This window comes from Streptomyces sp. NPDC102437 (assembly GCF_044765565.1).
Lineage (GTDB): Bacteria > Actinomycetota > Actinomycetes > Streptomycetales > Streptomycetaceae > Streptomyces.
In genome coordinates, this window is sequence record NZ_JBIWKI010000036.1 from 45,812 (window position 1) to 67,822 (window position 22,011).

Consider the following 22,011-nt stretch of genomic DNA (forward strand, 5'->3'; position numbering starts at 1 on the left):
GATGGCGAAACGGCGCAAAGCGCAGTGGCTCGCGGCCCTGCGCACTCCCTTGGGCGGGTTCGCGGCCGCCCTGCTCCTGTTGGTGTTCGCGGTCGCGGTGCTTGGCCCGATCCTGTGGCAGGACGCGGCTTCGGCGGTCGACACGAACGCGATCGGCCAGGGGCCGTCTGCGCAACATTGGGTCGGCACCGACGAACTGGGTCGCGACATTTTCTACCGGGTGCTGGTGGCGACCCGGCTTTCGGTGCTGCTGGCGCTGGTCGCCATGGTGATCGGCGTAGCGACGGGACTCGTGCTGGGCATGCTGCCGACGGTGCTGCCGCGCCCGCTCGGCAGGCTGCTGGCGTCGGCGGTGAACATCGCGGTCGCGTTCCCCGGGCTGCTGCTGGTGTTGTTCTTCGCGGTGATCTTCGGCGTGGGCACGCAAGGCGCGGTCATGGCGATCGGATTCGCACTGGCTCCGCAGTTCGCGCGACTGACGCAGACCTTGTCCGCGTCGGTTGCCGGCCGGGACTTCGTGCTGGCGGCGCGGGTCGCGGGAGTGGGCCGGATCCGGTTGCTGTTCCGGCACGTCCTGCCGAACATCGGCGAGCCGCTGGCGATCAACGCCACTATCGGCGCGGGCGGTGCCCTGCTGGCCTTTTCCGGGCTGTCCTTCCTCGGCATCGGCGTGCAGGCCCCCGACTACGACTGGGGACGGCTGCTCAACGAGGGCCTCAACGGCATTTACGTCAACCCGGCGGCGGCGCTCGCACCCGGCGTCGCGGTGGTCGTCGCGGGGCTCGCGTTCAACCTGTTCGGTGAGACGGTCGCCGGGGTGATCGGCGTCCGGACCCGGCTGCCGCGGCCGGCCCCTCGGCCGGTCCGAAAGTCCACAGTGGAGCCGGCAGTGGCGAAGGACGACACCGTGCTGGTGGTCGAGAACCTGGAAGTCGCCTTCCCGCAGCCGTCCGGCTGGACGGTGCCGGTTCGCGGCGTGAGCTTCACCGTGCGGGCGGGCGAGGCGATCGGCGTCGTCGGCGAATCGGGTTCGGGCAAGAGCTTGACCGGACTCGCGGTGTCGAGGCTGATCGAGGCGCCTGGCTCGGTGACCGCCGACCGGCTGGAATTCGCCGGTACGCCGGTGCTCACCACGCCGGAACGCGAACTGCGGCCGCTGCTCGGCACGTCGCTGGCGATGGTGTTCCAGGACCCGATGACGTCGTTCAACCCGGCCCGCCGGATCGGCAAGCAGCTCGCGGAGGTTTCCGAACAGCACCAAGGGCTTTCGCGGACCCAGGCGCTCGCGCGGGCGGTCGACCGGCTGCGCGCTGTGCGCATCCCGGCGGCGCAGCGGCGGGCGCGGCAGTACCCGCACGAGTTCTCCGGCGGCATGCGCCAGCGCGCGATGATCGGCATGGGCCTGATGGGCGATCCTAGGCTGATCATCGCGGACGAGCCGACGACGGCGCTGGACGTGACCGTGCAGCGGCAGTTGCTCCGGTTGCTGGCGCAGACGCGCGCCGAACGGGACACCGCGATCATCCTGATCAGCCACGACATCGCGGTCGTTTCCCAGACGTGCGAACGGATCCTTGTGATGTACGCCGGGCGGATCGTGGAGGACCTGCCTGCCGCCGGTCCGCAGATCCGGCCGCAGCACCCGTACACGCGGGCGCTGCTGGCCACGACGCTCGACCTGGACACCGACCCGGACGCGCCGCTCGCGGTGATCCCGGGCCGACCTCCGGAACCGCACCGGATGCCGGCCGGCTGCGCGTTCGCGAACCGCTGTCCGGTGGCGACGGACCAGTGCCGCACGGAGGACCCGGAACTGACCGTGATCGCGCCGGAGCATCGGGTGGCGTGCTGGCATCCGGATGGGGCGATACCGCAAGCAGTGAGTGCCGTCGTCGTGGCGGGAGGCGCGGAATGAGCGAGCTGGTTTTCGACTCCGTCAGCGTGCGGTACGGCGGACGGCGCGGACTGACCGCGGTGGACGGGGTTTCCCTCACCGTTCCCACGGGCAAGGTCGTCGGCCTGGTCGGCGAGTCCGGTTCGGGCAAATCGACGCTCGCTCGGGCAGCGGTCGGGTTGTCGCCGGTGAGCGCGGGCCGGGTGCTGCTCGGTGGAGTGGATGTGCGGAAGCTGCCGCGCCGCCGCCCACTGCAGATGGTGTTCCAGGATCCGTATTCGTCGCTCAACCCGAGAATGACCATCGGCGAGTCGATCACCGAAGCGATGCCGCGGGACAGCAAGGCGGCTCGGCGGGCGGAAGTGGCGCGGCTGCTGGAACTGGTGAATCTTGATCCGGACCGCGCCGGGCAGCTGCCCGGGGAGATGTCCGGCGGGCAGCGGCAGCGCGTGGCGCTCGCCCGCGCGCTCGCCGGGCGGCCGCAGGCGCTGATCGCCGACGAGATCACCTCCGCGCTGGACGTTTCGGTGCAGGGCGCGGTGCTCAATCTGGTGCGGTCGGTGCAGCGGCAGCTCGACCTGTCGATGCTGTTCATCTCGCACAACCTCGCCGTCGTGCGCCATCTCAGCGACATCGTCGCAGTGATGTACCTCGGCCGGATCGTCGAGGCCGGCCCGGCGGAGCGGGTGCTCACCGATCCGCAGCATCCCTACACCCGCGACCTGCTCGACGCCGCCCCGTCGGCGCACAAGTCGCTGTTCGACCTCGAGCCGAACGCGACCGTGGACGCCGATCCGCCGGACCCGCACTACCCGCCCGCCGGATGCCGGTACCACCCGCGCTGCCCGGTCGGCCCGCTCGTGCGTACCGACCGCGACATCTGTCTTCGCGCCGATCCGGCCAAGGACGCCGCACCCCGACGACACGCCGCGGCCTGCCACTTCAGCGAATCCGAGGGCCACGAGCCCGCGATCTCCAGAGGAGCCAGCGTATGACCCGCCGTCTCGGCATCGAAGACCTGTACAGCCTCGCCGTGCCCAGCCAGCCCGCGCTTTCGCCGGACGGCAGCCGGATCGTCTACGTGCTCAGGACCGCGGACCGGGAGGAGGACCGCAACGTCGACGCGCTCTGGATGGTGCCCACGGAGTCGGGCGAGGCCCGGCAGCTCACCCGTGGAAACGCTGACGCAGCACCGAAGTGGGCTCCGGACGGCGCCCGGCTCGCGTTCCTGCGTGCCCAGGACGGTCCGCCACAGGTGTGGTTCCTCCCGGCGGCCGGCGGCGAAGCCGAGCAGATCACCACGCTCCCGCTCGGCGCGGGCGCACCGGTGTGGAGCCCGGACGGCAGCAAGATCGCCTTCTGCGCGGCGACCGATCTCGCCGCGACCGTCGAGGCTCCCGCGGCGAACGCGCCGATCGTGGCCGAGCGGCTGAACTACAAGTCCGACGGTCCCGGCCTGCTGAAGACTCTTCGCAGCCACCTGCACGTCCTCGACGTCGCCACTGGCGAAGTCCGGCAGCTCACCTTCGGCGACTGGCACGCGGGTGAACCCGCGTGGTCGCCCGACGGCACGCACGTGGCGTTCACCGCGGCACAGGACGACGATGCCGACCTCACCTTCCGGTCCGCCTCTTACATCCTCGACGTCACCGAGCAAAGCTCCGAACCGAAGCTGGTCGGTTCCGCCGAGGGCATGGCGGGCACCGTCAGCTGGACGGCCGACGGCACGGCGCTGCTGGTGGTCGGCCGCACCGACACGGCCACCGGGCACCTCGGCCTGATGCGCGTCCCGCTGGACTGCGGCGAACCGGTCAACCTGGCCGCTTCCCTCGACCGCAACGTGGTGCCCGGCGGCCCCGGTTATCCGGGCGCGCTGCCGCAGCTCACCGCGGCGGGCGATGTCGTGTTGTTCGCGATCCGCGACCGCGGGTGCAGCCATCTGTACGAAGCGGACTTGGCCGGTGGGGAGCCGCGCCCGGTGCTGACCGGCGCCGACAACGTGGTGTCCGGAATGAGCCTGGTCGGCGACCAGGCGGCCATCGTGCTGGCCACGGCCGATTCGTTTGGCGAGATCGCGGTGCTCGACCGCGCCACGGGTTCGCTCGACGTGCGCACACAGCACGGTGCGGCAGTGTCCGAAGCGGAACTGTTCTCCGGTGAGGCGCGGGAGTTCACCATCAGCGACGGCACGGTCGTGCAAGGCTGGCTCATCCGCGACCCCGAGCGCACTGGCGCGCAGCCGCTGCTGATCGACATCCACGGCGGTCCGCACAACGCCTGGAACGGTGCCGCGGACTCCATTCACCTCTACCACCAGGCGCTTGCCGAGCGCGGCTGGGCGGTGCTGCTGCTCAACCCGCGTGCCAGCGACGGCTACGGCGAAGCGTTCTACGCCGCCACGGTCGGCGCGTGGGGCCACGCGGACGCCGCGGATTTCCTGGAGCCGATCGACCAGCTCGTCGCCGAGGGCCTCGCCGACCCGGACCGGCTCGCCGTCACCGGGTACAGCTACGGCGGCTTCATGACCTGCTACCTGACGAGCCGGGACGACCGCTTCGCCGCCGCCGTCGCCGGTGGTGTGGTCAGCGATCTGACCAGCTTGGCCGGGACCTCCGACGGCGGACATTTCCTGGCGGTAAACGAGCTCTCCGGCGTCTCGACGAGCAACTACGAGAGGTCGTCCCCGCACTCTCAGGTCGATCAGGTCCGCACACCGACGCTGATTCTGCAGGGCGCCGAGGACATCCGGTGCCCGATCGGGCAGGCGGAGCAGTGGTTCACCGCGCTGCGCGAACGCGATGTGCCGTCGCGGCTGGTGCTGTACCCCGGCGGCGCGCATCTGTTCATTTTGGACGGTCCGCCATCGCACCGCGTCGACTACAACCGGCGCGTCGTCGAGTGGGTCGAGCAGTACGCGGGTGCGGTCGGCGGGGTTTCGCGGGTGCCGATCGAGGCCGCGCACTGGAGCCGTCGGCTGGCGGAGCTGGCGCGCAAGCACCGCGTTCCCGGCGCGTCGCTGGGGATTCTGCGCGTCGAGACCGGCGAGGAGGCGCTCGCGACCCACGGCGTGCTGAGCACGGCCACCGGAGTCGAAGTCACCGAGGACTCGCTGTTCCAGATCGGCTCGATTTCCAAGGTATGGACCTCCACGGTGGTGATGCAGCTGGTCGACGAGGATCTGCTCGACCTCGACGCGCCGATCACCGACGTGCTGCCCGAACTGCGGCTGGCCAGTCCCGAGGTGGCCAAGCGGGTCACCATGCGGCACCTGCTGACCCACACCAGCGGCATCGACGGCGACATCTTCACCGACACCGGCCGAGGCGACGACTGTGTCGAGAAGTATGTGGACCTGCTGGAAGACGCCGCGCAGAATCACCCGCTCGGCGTCACGTTCTCGTACTGCAACTCGGGTTTCGTCCTCATGGGACGGGTGATCGAGAAACTCACCGGGAAGACCTGGGACGCCGCCATGCGGGACAAGCTGTTCGCTCCGCTCGGGCTCACGCACACCGTCACGCTGCCGGAAGAGGCGTTGCTGTTCCGCGCCGCGGTCGGCCACATCGCCCTGGGCGACGCCGATCCGGAGCCGGCGTCGACCTGGCAGTTGCCGCGCTCGGCCGGTCCGGCCGGCCTGATCACTGCCCAGAGCGCGGACGTGCTCGCGTTCGCCCGACTGCACCTCACCGGCGGTCTGGCCGCGGACGGCTCGCGGATCCTGTCGCAAGAATCGGCCGCGGCGATGGCGGAGAAGCAGGCTGAGGTGCCGAACCCGCACGCCCTCGGCGATTCGTGGGGCCTCGGTTGGATCCGCGACGACTGGAACGGCCGCCGCGTGATCGGCCACGACGGCAACACGATCGGCCAGTCCGCGTTCCTGCGGCTGCTGCCGGACCAGGGCCTCGCGGTCGCACTGCTGACGAATGGCGGGCACGCACGCGACCTGTATGTGGAGCTGTACCAGGAAATCTTCGCCGAACTCGCCGACGTGGCCATGCCGCGCCCGCTCGAACCGCCGGCGACCCCGGTCACGGTGGACGCGAGCCGGCACCTCGGCGTTTACGAACGGGCCGGCGTCCATGCTGAGGTGTCGGAGGGTCCGAACGGGTTGCGCCTGGTGCACACCACCACCGGCGAGCTGGCGGAACTCATGCCGAAGAAGACACAGGAGTTCGACCTGGTGCCGATCTCGGACACGCTGTTCCTGTGCCGCGAACCGGGCGGGAAGTTCTGGACGCCGGTGATGTTCTACACACTGCCGACGGGAGAGCCGTACGTGCACTACGGGGTGCGAGCCACTCCGAAGGTGTCCTGAACCTGAACAGAGGGGCGGCTGCGGATGCGGTCGCCCCTCTGTTCGGGTTCAGGACACCTTGTCGATCAACGCGAAAACGGTGTCGCTGCACGGTCCGTGGCCCAGCGTCAGGCTCGAGTTCCGTAGAAGTCTCTGCGCTCTAGGTCACGAATCTGTGGGTTGACCTGCGAAAACGCATGCGAGAGCGCCGCCGGGGCGTGTTGCCGGCGATCCACAGGAGGGGCAGCAGCCGGATCGCATAGCGGAAGCGCTGCGGCTCCCCTTCGGCGCGGGGCAGGTAGGAGCGGACCCAGGACCCGGCGCGGGCCGGCCGGTTTCGGCTGTCATGCACAGTTGCTCGGGAAGGACCTCCAGCAGATCCTCGACGCCTTGACCGGCGCCGCCGCCTTTGTGCGGCGGCTTTGATGACTTCGTCGGTGGCGAGGGTGAGGCACCTGCCGGTACCTCCTCGGGCGCGGGCAACGGCCAGGCCCTCGCGGGCGCCCCGGACGATGAGTTCGCGGATGAACTCGGCCCCAGATCATCCAAGGCGCCGTCGCCGACCTGCACCTTCCGGTGAAGCGTCGAGCGCCGGTCAGATCACTCCGGTACGGGCAGGCACTCGGAGAGCAGGCCGACGATGTCGCGCCAGGCCCGCTGCGCGTGCCGCTGGTGATAGCCGACGCCGGGAACCACGGCATGGTCGACCGGCGAGTGGTGGAAGGCATGCAGAGCTCCGCCGTAGACCACGAGGCGCCAGTCAACGCCCGCGGCCTGCATCTCCGCAGTGAACGCCTCCCGTTGCGCGGGCGGCATGATCGGGTCTTCCGATCCGACCCCGGCCCACACCGGGCAGCGAATACGCGTCGCCTCGCCCGGTCGGCCCGTGGTCAATGCGTTGACTGTCCCGATCGCACACAGGTCGACGCCATCGCGTCCGAGTTCCAGCGCGATCGCGCCGCCGGTGCCGTAACCAACGGCGGCGACCCGGTCGGGGTCGGTCTGCGGCTCGGCAAGCAACACGTTGAGCGCCGCACGGCCGATGCCCCGCATCCGGTCGGAATCGGCAAGCAGCGGCATGCAACGGTCCAGCATCTCCCCTGGACTGCTCAAGTAGCGTCCGCCGTGAAGGTCGAAGGCCAGCGCCACGTACCCCAGCTCAGCCAGCGCATCGGCTCGGCGACGCTCGACGTCGCTGAGCCCCATCCCCTCGGGCCCGATCAGAACTGCGGGCCGGCGCTCGGCACTGGCGGGGAGCGCAAGGTATCCGATCATTGTCAGGCCGTCGGCCGGGTATTCGATCGTACGAGATGTGACTGTCATGAGATTGGACGGTAGCGACCGTCGAGCCCAGTCGGGTCGGTTTCACCGACGGCAGACGGCAGCCTGCCCCAGCTGCATCACCAGAGCGTGGGCCACGGTGTCAGTGGCGTGCGCTTGGATGGGCGCCATGACCGTTCACGACGTTGCCGAGGCGCTTCCTGACATCCCGACACTGCGGGACCGGTGTCGGTCGATGGCCATGCTGGAGACAGTGCTGAACCCTGATGGCGAGCGCTACTACTCATTCAGTCAGGCCTGGTCCGAGACGGAGGAGATCGCCTCCATGCGCAACGGCTCGGGTGACGAGTTCGACATCATCTTCTCTCCGGCGGGCGCGTATGTCCGAGGCTTCGACCACGAGTCGGCGATGAGCCCGTATGCCGACGACGAGCCCTGGCCGGGCGTCGTGGACTCGGTCCCCGAAGTGTTCCGCAGGTGCGTCGAAGAGCCTGCCTTCACGGACGACGGAATGCCCCGGGTGACGGCCTGCATGTGGCGTGAGGCGGGCAGCGAGCACTGGCAAGCGGGAGAGATCGACTTCCCCGAGGACAGCGCCGACCCTGACGGCTCGGGCTGGCTGTTCCAGTTGCTGGTCGACCCATCGCCGGAGGCATTCCAGAAGTTCGCCGAGGACTACTACGAGGTCCCGGTCGACATCGACGCGGTACGCCACATGTATGCCCTCCGCCCACTGACTCAGGATGTGGTCACGACTTTGAACGACAAGGCATCCCTGGCAGGCGTTGCCGACGCAGCCGCCGCGATCGGCTATGCCATCGCGGCCGGCTGACCGCTTCAATGGCCGGGGACGACTTCGTGTCGGTCCTGGCGGACCCAGTGACGGGCCAGCCCGCTGCAGGGGTGTTATCGGCAGCTTCGAACGCGACCGTCAGCCAGGGCAGATCGTCGGTGCCACCGTGCCGGTCGACGTGGTCGATAGGTGCTTCAGTTTGGTCCGGAGGCCGACCAGGACGTCGTGGATGTCGGCGATGTTGCTGCGGTACGTCACCGTCGGCAGGCCACGCGCCCACTGCTGGGAGACCCTCTTGAGGTCGAGGACCAGGGCGTGCACGCCGTGGTGCATGAGCTGGGCGGGCAGGGTTCGCAGGGTGGTGGAGGTGGCCGCCGCCGCTGGCGGAGCAGACCAGAACGTGCGGCAATTCGCTGTCCAGGTGGGCGCAGACCGGCTGCCCGTCGCCGCCGAGGCCGATCAGGGTCTTGGAGGCGGGCAGCGCTTCCAGCTGCTCGCGGACGCCGGGGTCGGTGAAGCGCAGCAGCTTCGGGAGAGTGTTCTTGTCGTTCTCGTTCCGCATGGTGGGGTATTCCTTTTCTGTGCGGTGCCTGATGAACCGGGTGTTCTCCTAGTAATGCAACCGCATGTGGAGGTCATGGCCTCGGCGTTGGTAGTGGCAGCGGCGGGCTCGGGCTTGGCTGCGGCGCCGGAAGCGTGCAGGTGGTGCTGGTGGGCCTCGCGCAGTCCCACCGCCTGGTCGTCGTCGACCGGGGCCGGGGTGGGGTTCCAGGCGTCGGCGAGCAGGTCCCGGTTGGCGGGTGGCTCCGTGGCGGGCGAGAGTTCGGGGGGCTGGTGCTCCGGGCGTCGGCAAAGGAGTTGGCGGGCTGTTCCTGCAGCTGCGCCGGAACCGGTTGGGCGGCGGATTCGGCTGCCTTCTTGCCGGTGGTGGCCCAGTGGCGGGCTTCGGCTTCGGTGAAGAAGAGGACCTGTGTCTCCCGCGCGGAGCCGCCGCTGAACGACCTGGGCGCGCCCGGGGTACTTGGTGGACCTCGGGGGCGAGCATGCGCCAGGCGTTGACGCCGTAGCGGGCGGGGATGCGGGTGGAGAACTGCTCGCGGGCCTCCGGGCCGCCGAGGGCGCGGGCGGTCGCGGACTGGGCGACCAGGAGGACGTGCATGCGCAGTTGGCTGCCCATGTAGAAGATCTCGTTGAGCGCGTCGAAGGCCGGGGAGATCTTCGGGTCGCCGGACTCACGGGTCTTCTCCCAGTAGCGGGCCAGCTGCTTCATCGTCGCGTTGACCTCTTCGAGGAGGATCAGCAGCCTGGGGTCGATGGCCTTCGGGTCGGCGTCGATGCCCAGTTCGTCGGGTACGGCGCCGGCCGATCGTGCCGAGTTCGATGAGCTGGTCGTGGATGTCGGCGATGTCACGGCAGTACATGACGCCGTCGATGCCGCTGGCCCAAGGGTGTGAGATCCGCTTGGGGTCGAGGACGAACACGAGCGAGCCGTGGTGAAGCATCTGGAAGCGATGCCGCGCAGGGTCACCGACTTGCCGCCGCCCGTGCTGTGGTGGACCAGGATGTGCGGGGAGTCTGCGTCCAGGTCGACGGAGACGATCTGCCCGCCGGCGCCGATCCTGATGATGGGCGCGGACTCCTTGGCCTTGGCCACCAGCTCTTGCGGCCTGGGGTCCTTGAAGGCGGCCTTGGCCGGGGGCTTGCGGGTCTTCTTCACCAGCACGTACGGCTTGCGGTCCTCCGAGTGCCAGGAGAACGTCACGCCCTGAAGGGCGAGCTTCTGGGTGATGAGGTCGGCGACGACGTCGCGGGAGAAGCCCAGCCGGGTGGGCAGGTTAATGCGTATCTCCGCTTCGTCGTCTTCGGGATGTGGGCCGATCCAGGTGACACCGGGGTCCGATCCGGCCTGTGCCGACGGGTAGGGACCGCTTCGGCCGACCCGGCGCTGCGCCGGCGTTACGGAGCGGAGTTCCGCGCTGTGGCGAGTGCCTGGATGTGGGCGGGGACGACACAGGCCTGACGGGCGAGCAGGTCCGCGAACGTGGTGGTCAGCGGGTCCGGCCGGGTGCGGGTGTACGCGGTGAGGGTGCGGCGGACCGGCGGTTCCGGCAGGCGCAGCAGGCCGTCGAAGTCCAGCGGGACGATGTTGGCCGGGACCAGGGCCGGTCCGAGCCCGGCGGCGGCGAGCAGTGGTGCGGCGGAGGTCTGCTCAGCGCGAACTGCCGTCTGCGGCTGGAATCCCGCCTGCTGGCAGACCTGGTCGAGCAGGTCGGCGAGTCCGTTGCCGGCGGCGTAACGCACCCAGGCGCGGTCGGCGAGGGCTCCCAGCGCCAGCGGCTCGGCCGGGGTGTCCGCGAGCGGGTCGCCGCTCGGCAAGACGATGACGAACTCCTCGATGCCCAGGTCACGGACCGGTCCCTCCCACCCGGAGGGCGAGGGGCCGATGGCCAGATCGGCCTGCCCGGCGGCCATGGCGGCCTGGAGTTGGCGGGCGTGCGGATACTCGCGCAGACGGATCCGCACGCCCGGGTGGCGGCGGCGCCAGGCCCGCAGCACAGGCGGCAGGATTCCCAGACTGACCGAATAGACGGTCGCGACCTCCAGCTCACCGCCCTCCAGGCCGGCCGCGCGGCGCGCCGCGGCGACCAGGCGCTCGCTCTCGGCGAGTGCGACTCGGGCGTGCGGCAGGACTGCGCGGCCCATCGGGGTGGGCCTTATCGCGCGCGGCAGGCGTTCCAGCAGCGGACCGCCGAGCGAACTCTCCAACGCCCGGATCTGGTGCGACAGCGCCGGCTGTGTCACGTGCAGGAGCTCGGCCGCCTGTGTGAACGAGCCGGTGTCGACGACGGTGACCAGATACTCGAGCTGCCGCAAGGTTGCCATGAAGAAATGTTATCGCCATTAGCGAAAACAAGCCTTGGACTCATCGCATGCCGACGGGAGAAGGTCAAGGCATGGCAATCACAGAAACCCCTGCATCTGCAACGACTCTCGGCGGGCAGCGCCTGGTCATCGTCGGCGCCGGCTCACGGACCGGCCGCCTGCTGGCCCAGGCCGCCTCGGTGGCCGGTGCCGACCTGGTACTCGCCGGTCCCGACCCCCGCAAGCTCGAATGGACTGCCGGCGAGCTGGCCGATCCGGCCGAGGTGGTCCCGGTCGACCTTGCCGACGAGGCCTCGATCGCCGCCCTCGCCAAGCGGGTCGGCCGCTTCGACCATCTGGTCTCGACCGCCGCGATGCCCGCCAATGGCCCGGTCGCCGAACTGGATCTCACCGACGTGCAGCGCGCTTTCGCCGCCAAGGTGATCGGCCCGCTGCTGCTCGCCAAGCACCTGGCCTGCCAGGCCCGCGAGAGCGGGTCGTTCACCTTCTTCTCCGGGGTGGCTGCCTGGCGTCCCTCCCCTGCCCGGACCGTGATGGCCACGACCAACGGGGCACTGGCTTTCTTGGTCCAGGCCCTCGCGGTGGAGATCGCTCCTGTGCGCGTCAACGCGGTCTCCCCCGGCATCGTCGACACCGGCTCCTGGGACGGCCTCGGCGCCGACAAGGAGGCATTCCTACGCACCATCGCCGAGCGCAACCCGGCACGTCGGGTAGGAACCCCGGACGACCTGATCAAGGCTGTCCTCTACGCCATCGACAATCCATACGTCACCGGCACCGTGCTGCATGTTGACGGCGGCGGCCGGCTCGCCTGACGGAAGGGCCGCGGTCCACGGCCACTTCCTCCCTCGACCACCGCGATGTGGGAGGGACATCCGATTGCTGTGTGGGCGAAGAACGCGAGGGCGGCGGCGCGTAGGGCGCGGGAGAACGAGGAGCTGCGTGCGGCCGGGCGTCCCGTGCTGTCGGCGACCGGGCCGATGGCCGAGGCGCGGCGGAACAAGCTGGACGCGCTCGACCCGGGGTGGTGCCCTGCCTGGGCCACTGGGTGACAGCGGTGCTACCGCCTCGTCCAGAACCGCGTCCAGGCCGGTGCCCCGGTGCCGGCGGTCGCGAGCGACATCGTCGTCCAGGGCGAGGACCTCGGACGCTGGGTCACGGCGCAGCGGTTCGGGTGGGAGCAGCTGGTGGCCGCGCAGCGGGGGCTGCTGGTCTCAGTCAACTATCAATGCCCGGCTCGTACACCACCCAGCACCGAAACTAACTGCCTCCAGCGTTACGGTCCGGCGGCTTCAACCCATCCACTTCACTCACTTAAAGTGATCAATTCTTAACAAGTAGCAATGAAGGGGATGTTGTGTTCCGTACCATGGGGCAGCGCCTGGCAGCCTGTGCCACCGCAGTGGCCCTCGCCGCCGTCACCGCCTCGCTCTCCGTCCCGGCCACGGCTGTAGGGGCCAAGGCCGCCACCGACCTGACCTACGGCAGCGACATCCTGCTGCAGAACCAGTACGGCGGTGAGCACTCGGGAAGTCGTGATCAGATATCTGCGCTCTCGCGGAGGCCCCAGTGCGTCTTTCGGAACATGCGGGCAGCACCGCAGGCCAGATCACGGAGTCTGCGGTAGCGGATGAGGGTGCAGGCGATACTGGCGAAGGCGAGGAAGTGTTCGGCCTTGCGTTCGTAACGGCGGTGGAGTCGACGGCATCCGGCGAGCCAGGCCATGGTCCGTTCGATGGTCCAGCGGTGCCGTCCGAGCCGCTGCGAGCTATCGACGCCCTTGCGGGCGATGCGGTGCCGGATGCCTCGACCCGAGAGCCATTGCCGCAGGTGGCGGTAGTCGTAGCCCTTGTCGGCGTGGAGCTTGCCGGGCCTGCGCCGTCGTGGGCCCCGGCGGGACCTGATCGGCGGTATGCCCTTCACCAGCGGAATCAGGGCCTGGCTGTCGTGCAGGTTGGCGCCCGAGATGCCGACGGACAGGGGCAGACCGGTCCGCTCGGTGATGAGATGGATCTTCGACCCGTACTTGCCCCGGTCGACAGGATTCGGGCCTGTCAGGTCCCCCTTTTCAGGGCCCGCATGTTCACCGAGTCGATCGCGCATCTCGACCATTCCAGGTCGCCGCGGGAGCCGAGTTCGTCGAGGACCAGGCGGTGGAGCCCGGCCCAGACCCGGTCCTTCGTCCACTCGGCGAACCGGCGGTGAGCAGTTGCTCCGGACGGGCCGAACGATGTCGAGGGCAACTGCTGCCAGGTGCAGCCCGACGTGGCCACGAACACGATCGCCGCCAGGACCTCCCGGTCACCGTGGCGACGCCGGCCACCCCCTTGAGGCCGCGACGGCGCTTCCGGCACCACCCGCTGAAAGAGCTCCCACAACTCGTCCGGCACCAGACGCTCAACGATCCCCGCCATGACCAACAGACTACCGAGTCAGCCAAATGAGATGCCCTCCAAAGAACGCGCCGCAAAGGAGGATTCGACGAACACACCACTCACAGACCCGATCTCACACCACCACCGAATCCGGAACACCACCACCAAGATCAACCACCTGAAAAACCCACCGACCAGCACAAAAACAACCCCGCATCAGCGGCGAGGAAACCCGAACACCCCAGTGGCGCCTTCCCTGAACCTCACATCGTCACACCGGACACGCCCAGCGCTAAACCAAAAGATCGCGTTACGAGCTCTATGGGCTGCCGCCATTGGTTACTTTTCCGTCGGTGCACTGTCGGTTTTTCCGCAGTGTGCTCCGGACCGACCCTGGAGCTGCCATTCACGGGGCGTCATACCGTAGGCCGCGCGGAATACCCGGCTGAAATGACTGGGGCTCACAAAACCCCAGCGCTGGGCGACTGCCGCCACCCCCACCTCCCTGGCCATGGGCCGGAGGAGTTCCCGGCGGCACCGTTCAAGTCGCTGCGTCCGGATCCAGCCGCCCACGGTCGTGCCTTCAAGCTGAAACAGCTTGTGCAGGTAGCGGACCGACATGAAGTGCGCTTCGGCAATCCTGGACGGTGACAGGTCTGGATCACCGAGGTTGCGCATGACGTGGTCCTTCACACGCTCAAGAGAGGCGGCGGCGACATGCGAGCCCTCGGAAGCAGAGCGTCCGCGGCGCTCGTCGATGAGCAGCACCATCAGATCGAGCGCGGTGGCGGCGACCCGGCGGCCGACACCATCGTCCAAACCCTCAGCTTCGCGCGCCATGCGCGCAAGAAAGGTCGCCACGAGTGCGGCGCTGCCCTCCTCGCTGGTGAAGGTGGTGGCAGTCAATGCCTGCAGATCCTCGTCCCGCACCTGAAGTTCTTCGCGAGGGAAATGGAAGGAGGTGAAAGCGAATTCTCCTTCGGTTTTAATCCTGAACAGGCGGGACGAGTCACTGATGGAGAATTCTCCCGGCCCTATCACGGATTCCCGCCCGTCCTGCTCCTTTGTCGCGGTGCCCTGATGCTGGAGGCTGACGATCAGTGACTTCGGGTCGTCGCGGGAGATGTGGCGCTTGTTGCGCTTCACTACCTGTGGTCCCGCCTTGACGCGGGAGATTTGCAGGGTGCCGAGCTGGCTGCTGACGATCTTTCCGGGCGACGGCTCCTTCTCCAGCAGATTCACATCCATCGGCATAAAGGTTCCGGAAACCGCTTCATGCCAGCGCTCCGCCCGGTCAGCAGCTGACAGCGGTTCGGTGGAGAGAACAGTGGGCACGGACTTCCTCCTTGGACGTCGTGGGCGCTCGATTGAAGATCCCCGCGGACTTCTGCATTCCGCGGTTCTTGATCAGTCTGAGGAAACGACGACGTCGGCACATCGCATGAATCGTCCATTTCCATGACGCCTGCGTGGGGTACGAAGCAACTACTCTCCGCTGTCGCGATGCTTCTCCAGCCGGGTCAGCTCGGCGCGCGAGGTGACGTCCAGCTTGGTGAAGGCCCGGCGCAGGTGCGAGCTCACGGTGTGCGGTGAGAGGGAGAGGTGCTCGGCCACCTGCTGGTTGGTCAGCCCTCGGGCCACGAGCCGTACCACCCGTAGCTCCGCGGCCGTCAGCTCGGGCCATGCATCGGAGAGTCCGGACGTCGAGGGCCGGCGGCGGACGCCGGCGGCCCGCAGGCGCCGACGGACGCGTGCGGCGTCCCGTTCGGCGCCCGCTCGCGCGTAGAGCGCGAGGGCCGTCTCGAAGTACGGCACCGCCTCGGACTTACGGGTGGCCGCGAGCTTGCGTCCGGCGTCCAACACCGGCTCGGTGACGACATCGTGGTCGGTCATGGGGGTCGAAGTCATCCTCATGCATCCGCATTCCTTGATCATCCTCACGACGGTGATGAACGTCCTGCCTGACGCCCAGGGCCGCCGTACACCTACACGCTCCGGCCCCGCTTCGGAAACGGCCGGGCACCAGGCCCGGCCCGCGCGCGGCCCCGCCGACGCGCGAGAGGGACTGGCCGGCCGCCGACCCCCGAGGCGCTCCGCCCGCCCCGCCCCCACCCTCTCCATTTCGGTAGTTCAGGCGGCAGGGGGTGCGCAGAGGGGATGTCAGCACCCCGACCATGCCTCCACAGGCATGGTCGGATCTGGCGGATGAGCAGCGGGCTCTGGTCGAGCCGCTATTGCCGGCGGCGAGGGTCGGGCCGAAGGGCGGGCGGCGGGAGAAGCACCCACGTCGGCGGATCGTGGATGCAATCTTTTATGTGGTGCGGACCGGGTGTGCCTGGCGTCAGCTGCCGAAGGACTTTCCGCCCTGGCCCACTGTGTACTGGTACTTCACCTGGTGGCACGACGACGGAACTATTGAGCGGGTCCACGACACGTTGCGCGGCCGGGTTCGTGAGGCTGACGGCCGTAGCGCGGAGCCGAGCGCCGGGCTGATCGACTCGCAGTCCGTGCGCACGGCCGACACCGTCCCCGCCAACACCCGCGGCTTCGACGCGGGCAAGAAGGTGAAGGGACGAAGCGGTTCATCGTCACGGACACCCTGGGCCTGCTGCTGGCGGTTCACGTGGTCACGGCGAACATCCAGGACCGCGACGGCGCGAAGCGTTCGTTGCTGTGGACCCGCCTGGACCATCCGGGCGTGCAGAAGATCTGGGCGGACCAGGGCTTCGCCGGCCGCCTCGTGGAGTGGTCACGCACGGTCCTCGGCCGTGAGCTGGAGATCGTGCGCAAGGCCCCGGACCAGCGTGGATTCCAGGTCCAGCCCAAGAGATGGGCCGTCGAGCGCACCTTCTCGTGGCTCACCGCCCACCGTCGTCTTGCGCGTGACTACGAGACCAGCACGGCTCACTCAGAGACCATGATCCGCTGGGCAATGATCGGCATCATGGTCCGCCGACTCACCCGTGGCCGACCAGCGACGCGTCCCGGCCCGCGCTTGCTCCTGCGAGACGTTCCGTAGATACGCCGGCAGTTCCTTCCATGGGGAACGTCCTGCGGCGGTGTTCTATGGAGCCAGGAAGTGCTCAACCTTCTGTTGCAGGTCAGGGGGTAGGCCAGCCAACTTCGAGACGATCTCGCTCAGTTCTCGGCCGAGTTCGGGAAACTCGGCCCAGACCGGTGGAGTCGACCGCGATGTCCCAGTCGATCTCACCTGCCGCGTCGTCCTGGTCCTGGACCTGCTGGAGTAGTCGCTCCCATGTGCCGTCCGCGGACCACAACCGGTGGATAGACGGTCTTCCATGGCCCGAACCGTTCGGGCAGGTCACGCCACTGCACCCCGGTCCGCACCCGGTGCAGAATCCCGTCGATCACCTGCCGATGGTCCCGCCCCCTGCCACAACGCCTGTTACTGACCGGCAAAAACGGCCGCAGCCGTTCCCACTCGGCATCTGTAGATCGCCCCGCCCCATGCCCACATCAACGACACCGACAGGCAGTAGTCACATGAGCGACCGGACAAGTCCTAGCCGAGCATGCTGGTCACCGCACCCCGGCCGGACTGCAGCACCTACTGAGCCGGCTCTGCTGGGATCCCGACGAAGTGCGCGATGACCCGCAGGAATACGTCGCCAAGAGCCGGCCTGGACATCACCCGTCTCTGGGCCAGCGACGGCCGCGCTGAGCGAGGACGAGGGCCTGTCCGTGAGGACTCCTCTCCCTTCGGTCTGGCCCTCGCCTGCCAACCGGCGTCGGTCAACTCCGTCCGCGTGCCGCGCACCCGACGCAGGGACGCCGGGCCGACGGGGGCACGCACGCGCCACGGGGACGGAGCCGTCCTCGCCGTCCCGGTATCAGGTGATGTGCCGCAGCAGCGCGGCGACCGCTGGTGACGGCTCGCCGGGCGGCCGTACCACCATGATCTTCCAATGCGGGGCGTGGCGGTTGAAGCGGTACTGGGGAAGATCGGGGAAGCGGTCCGCGATCGACCCGGGCATGACGCAGACACCCAGGTCGTTGCGGACCAGTTCGGCCGCCGCGACGATGTCGTTGACCTCGAACGTGGTGCTGCGGTCGACACCGGCGGCCCGGAAGGCCCGGTCGACCGCATAGCGGATGGCCCAGCCGGGAGTGAAGTCCACCAGCGGCAGCGCGGCGATGTCGGCGATTCGCACCTCGCCGCCCGGCGTCGCCCCCGCGCGGACCCCCCCGGGGGCCGCCCCCCCCCCCCAGTGCACACCGGGCCCCCGCCCGGGCGGGCGGGCCCCCCGCGGCGGGGGGGCGAGCGCCCCCCCCCCCCGCTTCGGGGTGGCCCCCGCGGGTTGTAACCCCCCCCGGCGGGGGGGGGGGGGGGCGGGCCCCCCCCCCCCCCCCCCCCGGCCCCCCCCCCGCCCCCCCCCCGCGCCCCCACGCCAGCAGCACCATGTCCTCACGGGACAGCAGCCGGGTCGTCAGGCCGCGCTGCTGCTGGCGGTCGAGCGCCACCACGGCCAGGTCCACGGTGCCCTCGCGCAGTGCCTGCCGGATGTCGGCGACGGCGGCCTGGCGCAGCTGCACGACCACACCCGGATGCTCCGCGCGCAGGGCGGCCAGGGCGTGGTGGAGGCCGGCCCAGACCCCCTGCATGGTGCCGACCGTGACCCGCCCGCGCAGCTGGCCGCGGGCGGCGTCTACCGCCTCCCGGGCCTGTTCGGCGGCCCGGAGCGTTGCCCGAGCGGCGGGGACGAACGCCTCGCCCGCCGGAGTGAGGGCGACGCGGTGCGTGGTGCGGTCGAACAGCGGGGTGCCCAGTTCGCGTTCGAGGGCGCGGACCGTACCGGACACGGAGGACTGGACCACGTGCAGTCGCCGTGCCGCCGCCGTGAAGCCGCCTGTGTCCGCCACCGCGACCACGACCTCCATCTGCCGCAGATCCATCATCACTCCCGTTGAGCCGCGCTCCGTTTGGCGCGAAGGCGGCGGCCTCGACCGTTCCGGCATCGTATGCGGACGGCGGTTGCGCCCGTCACGCCTCCGTGGCCGGGCCGGGCATCGTGCGCCGACCTTCGGTGAGCCAGTAGAGGAGGGCGAGTAGCGGCAGCGCGGCGCCGAAGGCGGTGAGGGCGGACCACCCCCACGCGTGGTAGACGACGGAGCCGAGCTGGGAGCCGGCCGCTCCGCCCGCGAAGAACATGGCGATGAAAGCGCTGTTGAGACGGGCACGGGCAGCGGGGTCGAGCTGGTAGACGGTGTGCTGGCCGAGGATCAGCGTCGCCTGGACCGCCATGTCCACGAGGATGGCGGCGAGGGCGAGCAGGATGACGCTGTGCCCGCCGAACCCGGCGAGCGCGAACGACACGGCGGCGACCACGAAGGCGACACCGGTCAGGGGCCGGACGAAACCGCGGTCGGCCCAGTGCCCGGCGAACGGGGCGATGGCCGCTCCGGCCGCGCCGACGAGGGCGAACACACCGACCCCGACCGCGGAGTAGTGGAAGACGGGACCGGTGAGGACGAAGGAGACCGTGGTCCAGAAGGCACTGAACGCGCCGAACATCGCCGCCTGGTAGAGACCGCGGCGCAGCAGCGACGGATGCGTGCGCACCAGCCGTGCGGTGGAGCGCAGCACGTGGTGGTACGGGATGGTGGTGGTCGGCGGGTGCTTCGGCAGGGCCGCGCGCAGGGCCACGGCGAGTACGGCCATCAGGGCAGCGGAACCGAGGAAGACGGTGCGCCAGCCGGCGAGGTCGGAGACCAGGCTGCTCAGCGTGCGGGAGAGCAGGATGCCGGTGAGCAGACCGCTCATCACCCGGCCGACTATGCGGCCGCGGGCGTGGTCGGGAGCGAGGCTCGCTGCGAACGGCACCAGGATCTGGGCGACGACCGAGGTGGCCCCGCTGACGAGCGAGGCGATCAGCAGCATCGGGAAGCTGGTGGCGAGTCCGGCCGCAAGGAGGGCGAGGGTGGTGACCGCCAGCAGGGCGGTGACCAGGTTGCGCTTCTCCAGGCGGTCGCCGAGCGGGACGAGGAAGAGCATGCCGATCACGTAGCCCACCTGGGTGAGGGTGATCAGGGCCCCGGTGGTGGCGGTGCCGGTGTGGAAGACGCCGCCCAGCGTGGAGAGCAAGGGCTGGGCGTAGTACAGGTTGGCAACCGTCATGCCGGAGGCGACGGCCAGCAGCGCGATCAGCCAGCCCGGCACGCCGTGCGGGGTGGTGGCGGTCGCGGACCGGCGAGAGGTCCGGAGGTCGGACGAGGTGGACATGTGCACCTTCTCGGAACAGACGGGCCGGCGTTCACCGGCGCGGGCGGGCGGTGACGAGAGCCTCCTCGCTGCCGTCACGGAGACATCAGCAATGCCGCGCCCCCGCCGCTTCCCTGCCTGAGGAGATGCTTTGGAATGTCAGTCATCTCATTTGGAGATGGCCACTCGAGGCTTCCGTACGGTCGGGGCCGCACCACCGCGCGGGAACGAGTTCTGGGGCGGCGGTAACCATGGATGCCCGGTGAGCGGATCGGCCGGCGCGAGGGAGAGGAACCAGTGGCGGAGAACAGGCGGTTTCCGGTCCTGGTCGGTCGGCAGCCGCAGACCAAGCTGCTGACCCCGGCGCTGGTCCAGGCCGAGGACGACGCGAGTGGATCCACCGTCCTGCTGCGCGGCGAGGCCGGAGTCGGCAAGAGCACGCTGGCGGCCTGGGTGCCGTGGCCACCCCTACGACAAGCGTGGCTACGTCTACCTCGGCACAGCAACCGCCGCAGCCCTCATCATCTGGCTGCGTACATGATCGACCGGACAAGTCCTGGTTGAGGACCTGGAACTCGCCCACCGCGGCGGTGAACGCGGTCTGTTCGGGCCTCGGTGAACGTGCCGCCATCGTTGAGGGCGGGGGCGCTCCACGTGACGGTCCAGGTCGCGGTGGCGGTGCTCTTGCAGCGACCGTCCGGGTGGCCGGCCGAGGTGCGTTCGTAGCGGTGGCCGCAGCCCAGGGACGGGGACTTGCCGCGGTCAGGGGTGTACGGAGTGCCGGGACCGCGGCAGGTGACCTGGTGCCGTCGCCCATCGCCCACCGGATCGTCGACACGTGCGCGGTCGCGGTGACCGGGACACCGCCCGCCGCCCGCCGCCCGCCGTCCCCGTCCCCGTCCCCGTCCCCGTCCCCGGTCCGTACCACGACATCCAGCGGTTCACCCACGGTCACGCCCTCCAACTCCACGCCGTGCACCGCAGATTCCTGGCCGCGCTGGCCGCGCTCACTCCACTGCTGCCCGGCGCTTCTTGATGGGTCGTGTCGTTGACAGGACGTGCTGAGTGGGGAGTTGGCTGCGGTCCGGTGTGATCTGGAGGACTTCGCGGCGGAGACGTTCGAGCCGTTCGCGCGGGCGGATCAGCGGCGGTGGGGCGGGGTCTATTTGCGGGGTCTGTTGCTGGACGGTGGGCGCAAGTCGGTGGAGCCGATGGCCGCCCGTCTGGGCGAGGACGGGAACCGGCAGGCCCTGGCGCACTTCGTCTCTTCCAGCCCGTTGGATGCGGCGCATGTGCGGGCCCGTCTGGCCTGGCGCATGCAGCCTGTCGTCAAGCCCACCGCGCTGGTCATCGATGACACAGGATTCCTCAAGGACGGGGATGCGTCGGCGTGCGTGACCCGGCAGTACACCGGCACCGCGGGCAAGGTCACCAACTGCCAGGCCGGAGTCTCGCTGCACCTGGCTTCCAACGGCGCCTCGGCGGCGGTGAACTGGCGTCTGTTCCTGCCCGGGAGCTGGGATCCCGCCTCGCCCAAGGCCGACCGGGCCAAGGTTGCCCGTCGTGACAAGTGTGCCATTCCCGCCCGGGTGGGACATGTCGAGAAGTGGCAGCTGGGCCTCGACATGATCGACGAGACGCGGTCCTGGGGCATCGAGGTGCCCCAGGTCATCGCCGACGGCGGCTACGGGGACACCGCTGCCTTCCGGCTCGGCCTGGAAGAACGCAGCCTCGAGTACGTGGTGGGCATCTCGACCACGACCACCGCGCAACCCGAGGACGCACAGCCCTGCACCCCGGCCTACACAGGCCGCGGCCCACGGCCGGTTCCTGCCTACCCCGAGCCGGCCCAGCAGGTGAAGAGCCTGGTCATCGCGGCCGGTAAGAACACCGCGCGGCCGGTGCAGTGGAGGGAAGGATCGCGGCCGGGCAGCGGCCGCAGCGGGTACAAGCGCATGTACTCGCGCTTCGTGGCCCTGCGGGTCCGGCCCGCCGGACGTGAGATCGGCAAGGCCACGGCCGGCAGCGGGCTTCCGGTCCGCTGGCTGCTGGCCGAATGGCCCGCCGACCAGGACGAGCCCGTGCAGTTCTGGCTCTCCAACCTGCCCGAGGCCACCCCCTTGCCCGTCCTCGTGCGCACCGCGAAGCTCCGCTGACGCATCGAGAACGACTACCACGAGATGAAACAGGCCCTGGGCCTGGCCCACTTCGAAGGCCGAACCTGGCCAGGCTGGCACCACCACGTCACCCTCGTCTCGGTCGCCCACGCCT

16 protein-coding genes and 4 pseudogenes are annotated in these 22,011 nt (G+C 69.6%); 9 read left to right on the forward strand and 11 right to left on the reverse strand.

Annotation, left to right across the window (positions count from 1 at the left end; genetic code table 11):
• Position 1 precedes the first annotated feature (1 nt).
• From ACIRJP_RS32645 to ACIRJP_RS32655, 3 genes are read left to right on the forward strand one after another with little or no spacing between them, the layout of a single operon-like run.
• Positions 2-1,915, forward strand: a complete 1,914-nt coding sequence (locus tag ACIRJP_RS32645; protein ID WP_404182014.1) for a dipeptide/oligopeptide/nickel ABC transporter permease/ATP-binding protein — start codon at positions 2-4, stop codon at positions 1,913-1,915.
• The gene (locus ACIRJP_RS32650; RefSeq protein ID WP_404182017.1) at positions 1,912-2,889 is read left to right on the forward strand and encodes an ABC transporter ATP-binding protein; all 978 of its coding nucleotides are present in this window, start codon (positions 1,912-1,914) and stop codon (positions 2,887-2,889) included. Before ACIRJP_RS32645 ends, ACIRJP_RS32650 begins: the two co-directional genes overlap by 4 nt.
• Positions 2,886-6,209, forward strand: coding sequence for a serine hydrolase (locus ACIRJP_RS32655; RefSeq protein WP_404182020.1), 3,324 nt, complete (start codon positions 2,886-2,888; stop codon positions 6,207-6,209). Before ACIRJP_RS32650 ends, ACIRJP_RS32655 begins: the two co-directional genes overlap by 4 nt.
• A gap of 579 nt (positions 6,210-6,788) precedes the next feature.
• On the opposite strand, the gene ACIRJP_RS32660 is transcribed toward ACIRJP_RS32655, so the two are convergent.
• Positions 6,789-7,511, reverse strand: coding sequence for a dienelactone hydrolase family protein (locus ACIRJP_RS32660; RefSeq protein WP_404182023.1), 723 nt, complete (start codon positions 7,509-7,511; stop codon positions 6,789-6,791).
• 127 nt (positions 7,512-7,638) lie between these two features.
• Here ACIRJP_RS32660 and ACIRJP_RS32665 point away from each other — a divergent pair, with 127 nt between their 5' ends.
• Positions 7,639-8,301 (forward strand): hypothetical protein, encoded by a 663-nt coding sequence (locus ACIRJP_RS32665; RefSeq protein ID WP_404182067.1) that lies wholly within the window; start codon positions 7,639-7,641, stop codon positions 8,299-8,301.
• 99 nt (positions 8,302-8,400) lie between these two features.
• Here the strand turns inward: ACIRJP_RS32665 and ACIRJP_RS32670 are convergent, their stop codons facing one another.
• The 3 genes from ACIRJP_RS32670 to ACIRJP_RS32680 all read right to left on the reverse strand — a co-directional run bounded on the left by ACIRJP_RS32670 (position 8,401) and on the right by ACIRJP_RS32680 (position 11,145).
• On the reverse strand, positions 8,401-8,595 hold the full coding sequence (locus ACIRJP_RS32670; protein ID WP_404182026.1) for a hypothetical protein: 195 nt from the start codon (positions 8,593-8,595) through the stop codon (positions 8,401-8,403).
• 277 nt (positions 8,596-8,872) lie between these two features.
• Positions 8,873-10,024 carry a hypothetical protein gene (locus ACIRJP_RS32675; RefSeq protein ID WP_404182029.1) on the reverse strand — a complete coding sequence of 384 codons (1,152 nt, stop codon included), beginning with the start codon at positions 10,022-10,024 and terminating at the stop codon, positions 8,873-8,875.
• A gap of 194 nt (positions 10,025-10,218) precedes the next feature.
• The gene (locus ACIRJP_RS32680) at positions 10,219-11,145 is read right to left on the reverse strand and encodes a LysR family transcriptional regulator (RefSeq protein WP_404182031.1); all 927 of its coding nucleotides are present in this window, start codon (positions 11,143-11,145) and stop codon (positions 10,219-10,221) included.
• Between the two features lie 71 nt (positions 11,146-11,216).
• Between ACIRJP_RS32680 and ACIRJP_RS32685 the strand changes: the two genes are divergently transcribed.
• On the forward strand, positions 11,217-11,960 hold the full coding sequence (locus ACIRJP_RS32685) for an SDR family oxidoreductase (RefSeq protein WP_404182034.1): 744 nt from the start codon (positions 11,217-11,219) through the stop codon (positions 11,958-11,960).
• Positions 11,961-12,759: 799 nt separating this feature from the next.
• On the opposite strand, the pseudogene ACIRJP_RS32690 reads toward ACIRJP_RS32685, so the two are convergent.
• From ACIRJP_RS32690 to ACIRJP_RS32700, 3 genes and pseudogenes are all read right to left on the reverse strand, one after another.
• A pseudogene (locus tag ACIRJP_RS32690) lies at positions 12,760-13,559 on the reverse strand (IS5 family transposase); the annotation flags it as partial.
• A 300-nt stretch (positions 13,560-13,859) separates the two neighbouring features.
• Positions 13,860-14,855: a helix-turn-helix domain-containing protein gene (locus ACIRJP_RS32695; protein WP_404182037.1), complete on the reverse strand. Its 996-nt coding sequence runs from the start codon at positions 14,853-14,855 to the stop codon at positions 13,860-13,862.
• 150 nt (positions 14,856-15,005) lie between these two features.
• On the reverse strand, positions 15,006-15,434 hold the full coding sequence (locus ACIRJP_RS32700; RefSeq protein WP_404182040.1) for a response regulator transcription factor: 429 nt from the start codon (positions 15,432-15,434) through the stop codon (positions 15,006-15,008).
• 260 nt (positions 15,435-15,694) lie between these two features.
• On the opposite strand from ACIRJP_RS32700, the gene ACIRJP_RS32705 reads away from it, so the two are divergent.
• Positions 15,695-16,539 (forward strand): IS5 family transposase gene (locus ACIRJP_RS32705; RefSeq protein ID WP_404182043.1). Its coding sequence is split into 2 segments (ribosomal slippage): positions 15,695-16,091 and positions 16,091-16,539, totalling 846 coding nucleotides; the frame shifts between segments, so codons are not numbered across the junction.
• A 157-nt stretch (positions 16,540-16,696) separates the two neighbouring features.
• On the opposite strand, the pseudogene ACIRJP_RS32710 reads toward ACIRJP_RS32705, so the two are convergent.
• The 4 genes and pseudogenes from ACIRJP_RS32710 to ACIRJP_RS32725 form a co-directional block, all read right to left on the reverse strand.
• Positions 16,697-16,990 (reverse strand): annotated as a pseudogene (locus ACIRJP_RS32710) (transposase); the annotation flags it as partial.
• Positions 16,991-17,371: 381 nt separating this feature from the next.
• On the reverse strand, positions 17,372-17,692 hold the full coding sequence (locus tag ACIRJP_RS32715; RefSeq protein WP_404182046.1) for a LysR substrate-binding domain-containing protein: 321 nt from the start codon (positions 17,690-17,692) through the stop codon (positions 17,372-17,374).
• 295 nt (positions 17,693-17,987) lie between these two features.
• Positions 17,988-18,497: pseudogene (locus tag ACIRJP_RS32720) on the reverse strand (LysR family transcriptional regulator); the annotation flags it as partial.
• A 25-nt stretch (positions 18,498-18,522) separates the two neighbouring features.
• Entirely contained in the window at positions 18,523-19,761 is a 1,239-nt protein-coding gene (locus ACIRJP_RS32725) for an MFS transporter (RefSeq protein WP_404182049.1), read from the reverse strand.
• Between the two features lie 276 nt (positions 19,762-20,037).
• On the opposite strand from ACIRJP_RS32725, the gene ACIRJP_RS32730 reads away from it, so the two are divergent.
• The 3 genes and pseudogenes from ACIRJP_RS32730 to ACIRJP_RS32740 all read left to right on the forward strand — a co-directional run.
• Complete coding sequence (locus ACIRJP_RS32730; protein WP_404182052.1) at positions 20,038-20,304, forward strand: hypothetical protein; 267 nt, start codon at positions 20,038-20,040, stop codon at positions 20,302-20,304.
• Between the two features lie 274 nt (positions 20,305-20,578).
• The gene (locus ACIRJP_RS32735; RefSeq protein WP_404182055.1) at positions 20,579-20,776 is read left to right on the forward strand and encodes a hypothetical protein; all 198 of its coding nucleotides are present in this window, start codon (positions 20,579-20,581) and stop codon (positions 20,774-20,776) included.
• Between the two features lie 22 nt (positions 20,777-20,798).
• A pseudogene (locus ACIRJP_RS32740) lies at positions 20,799-22,011 on the forward strand (IS701 family transposase); the annotation flags it as partial.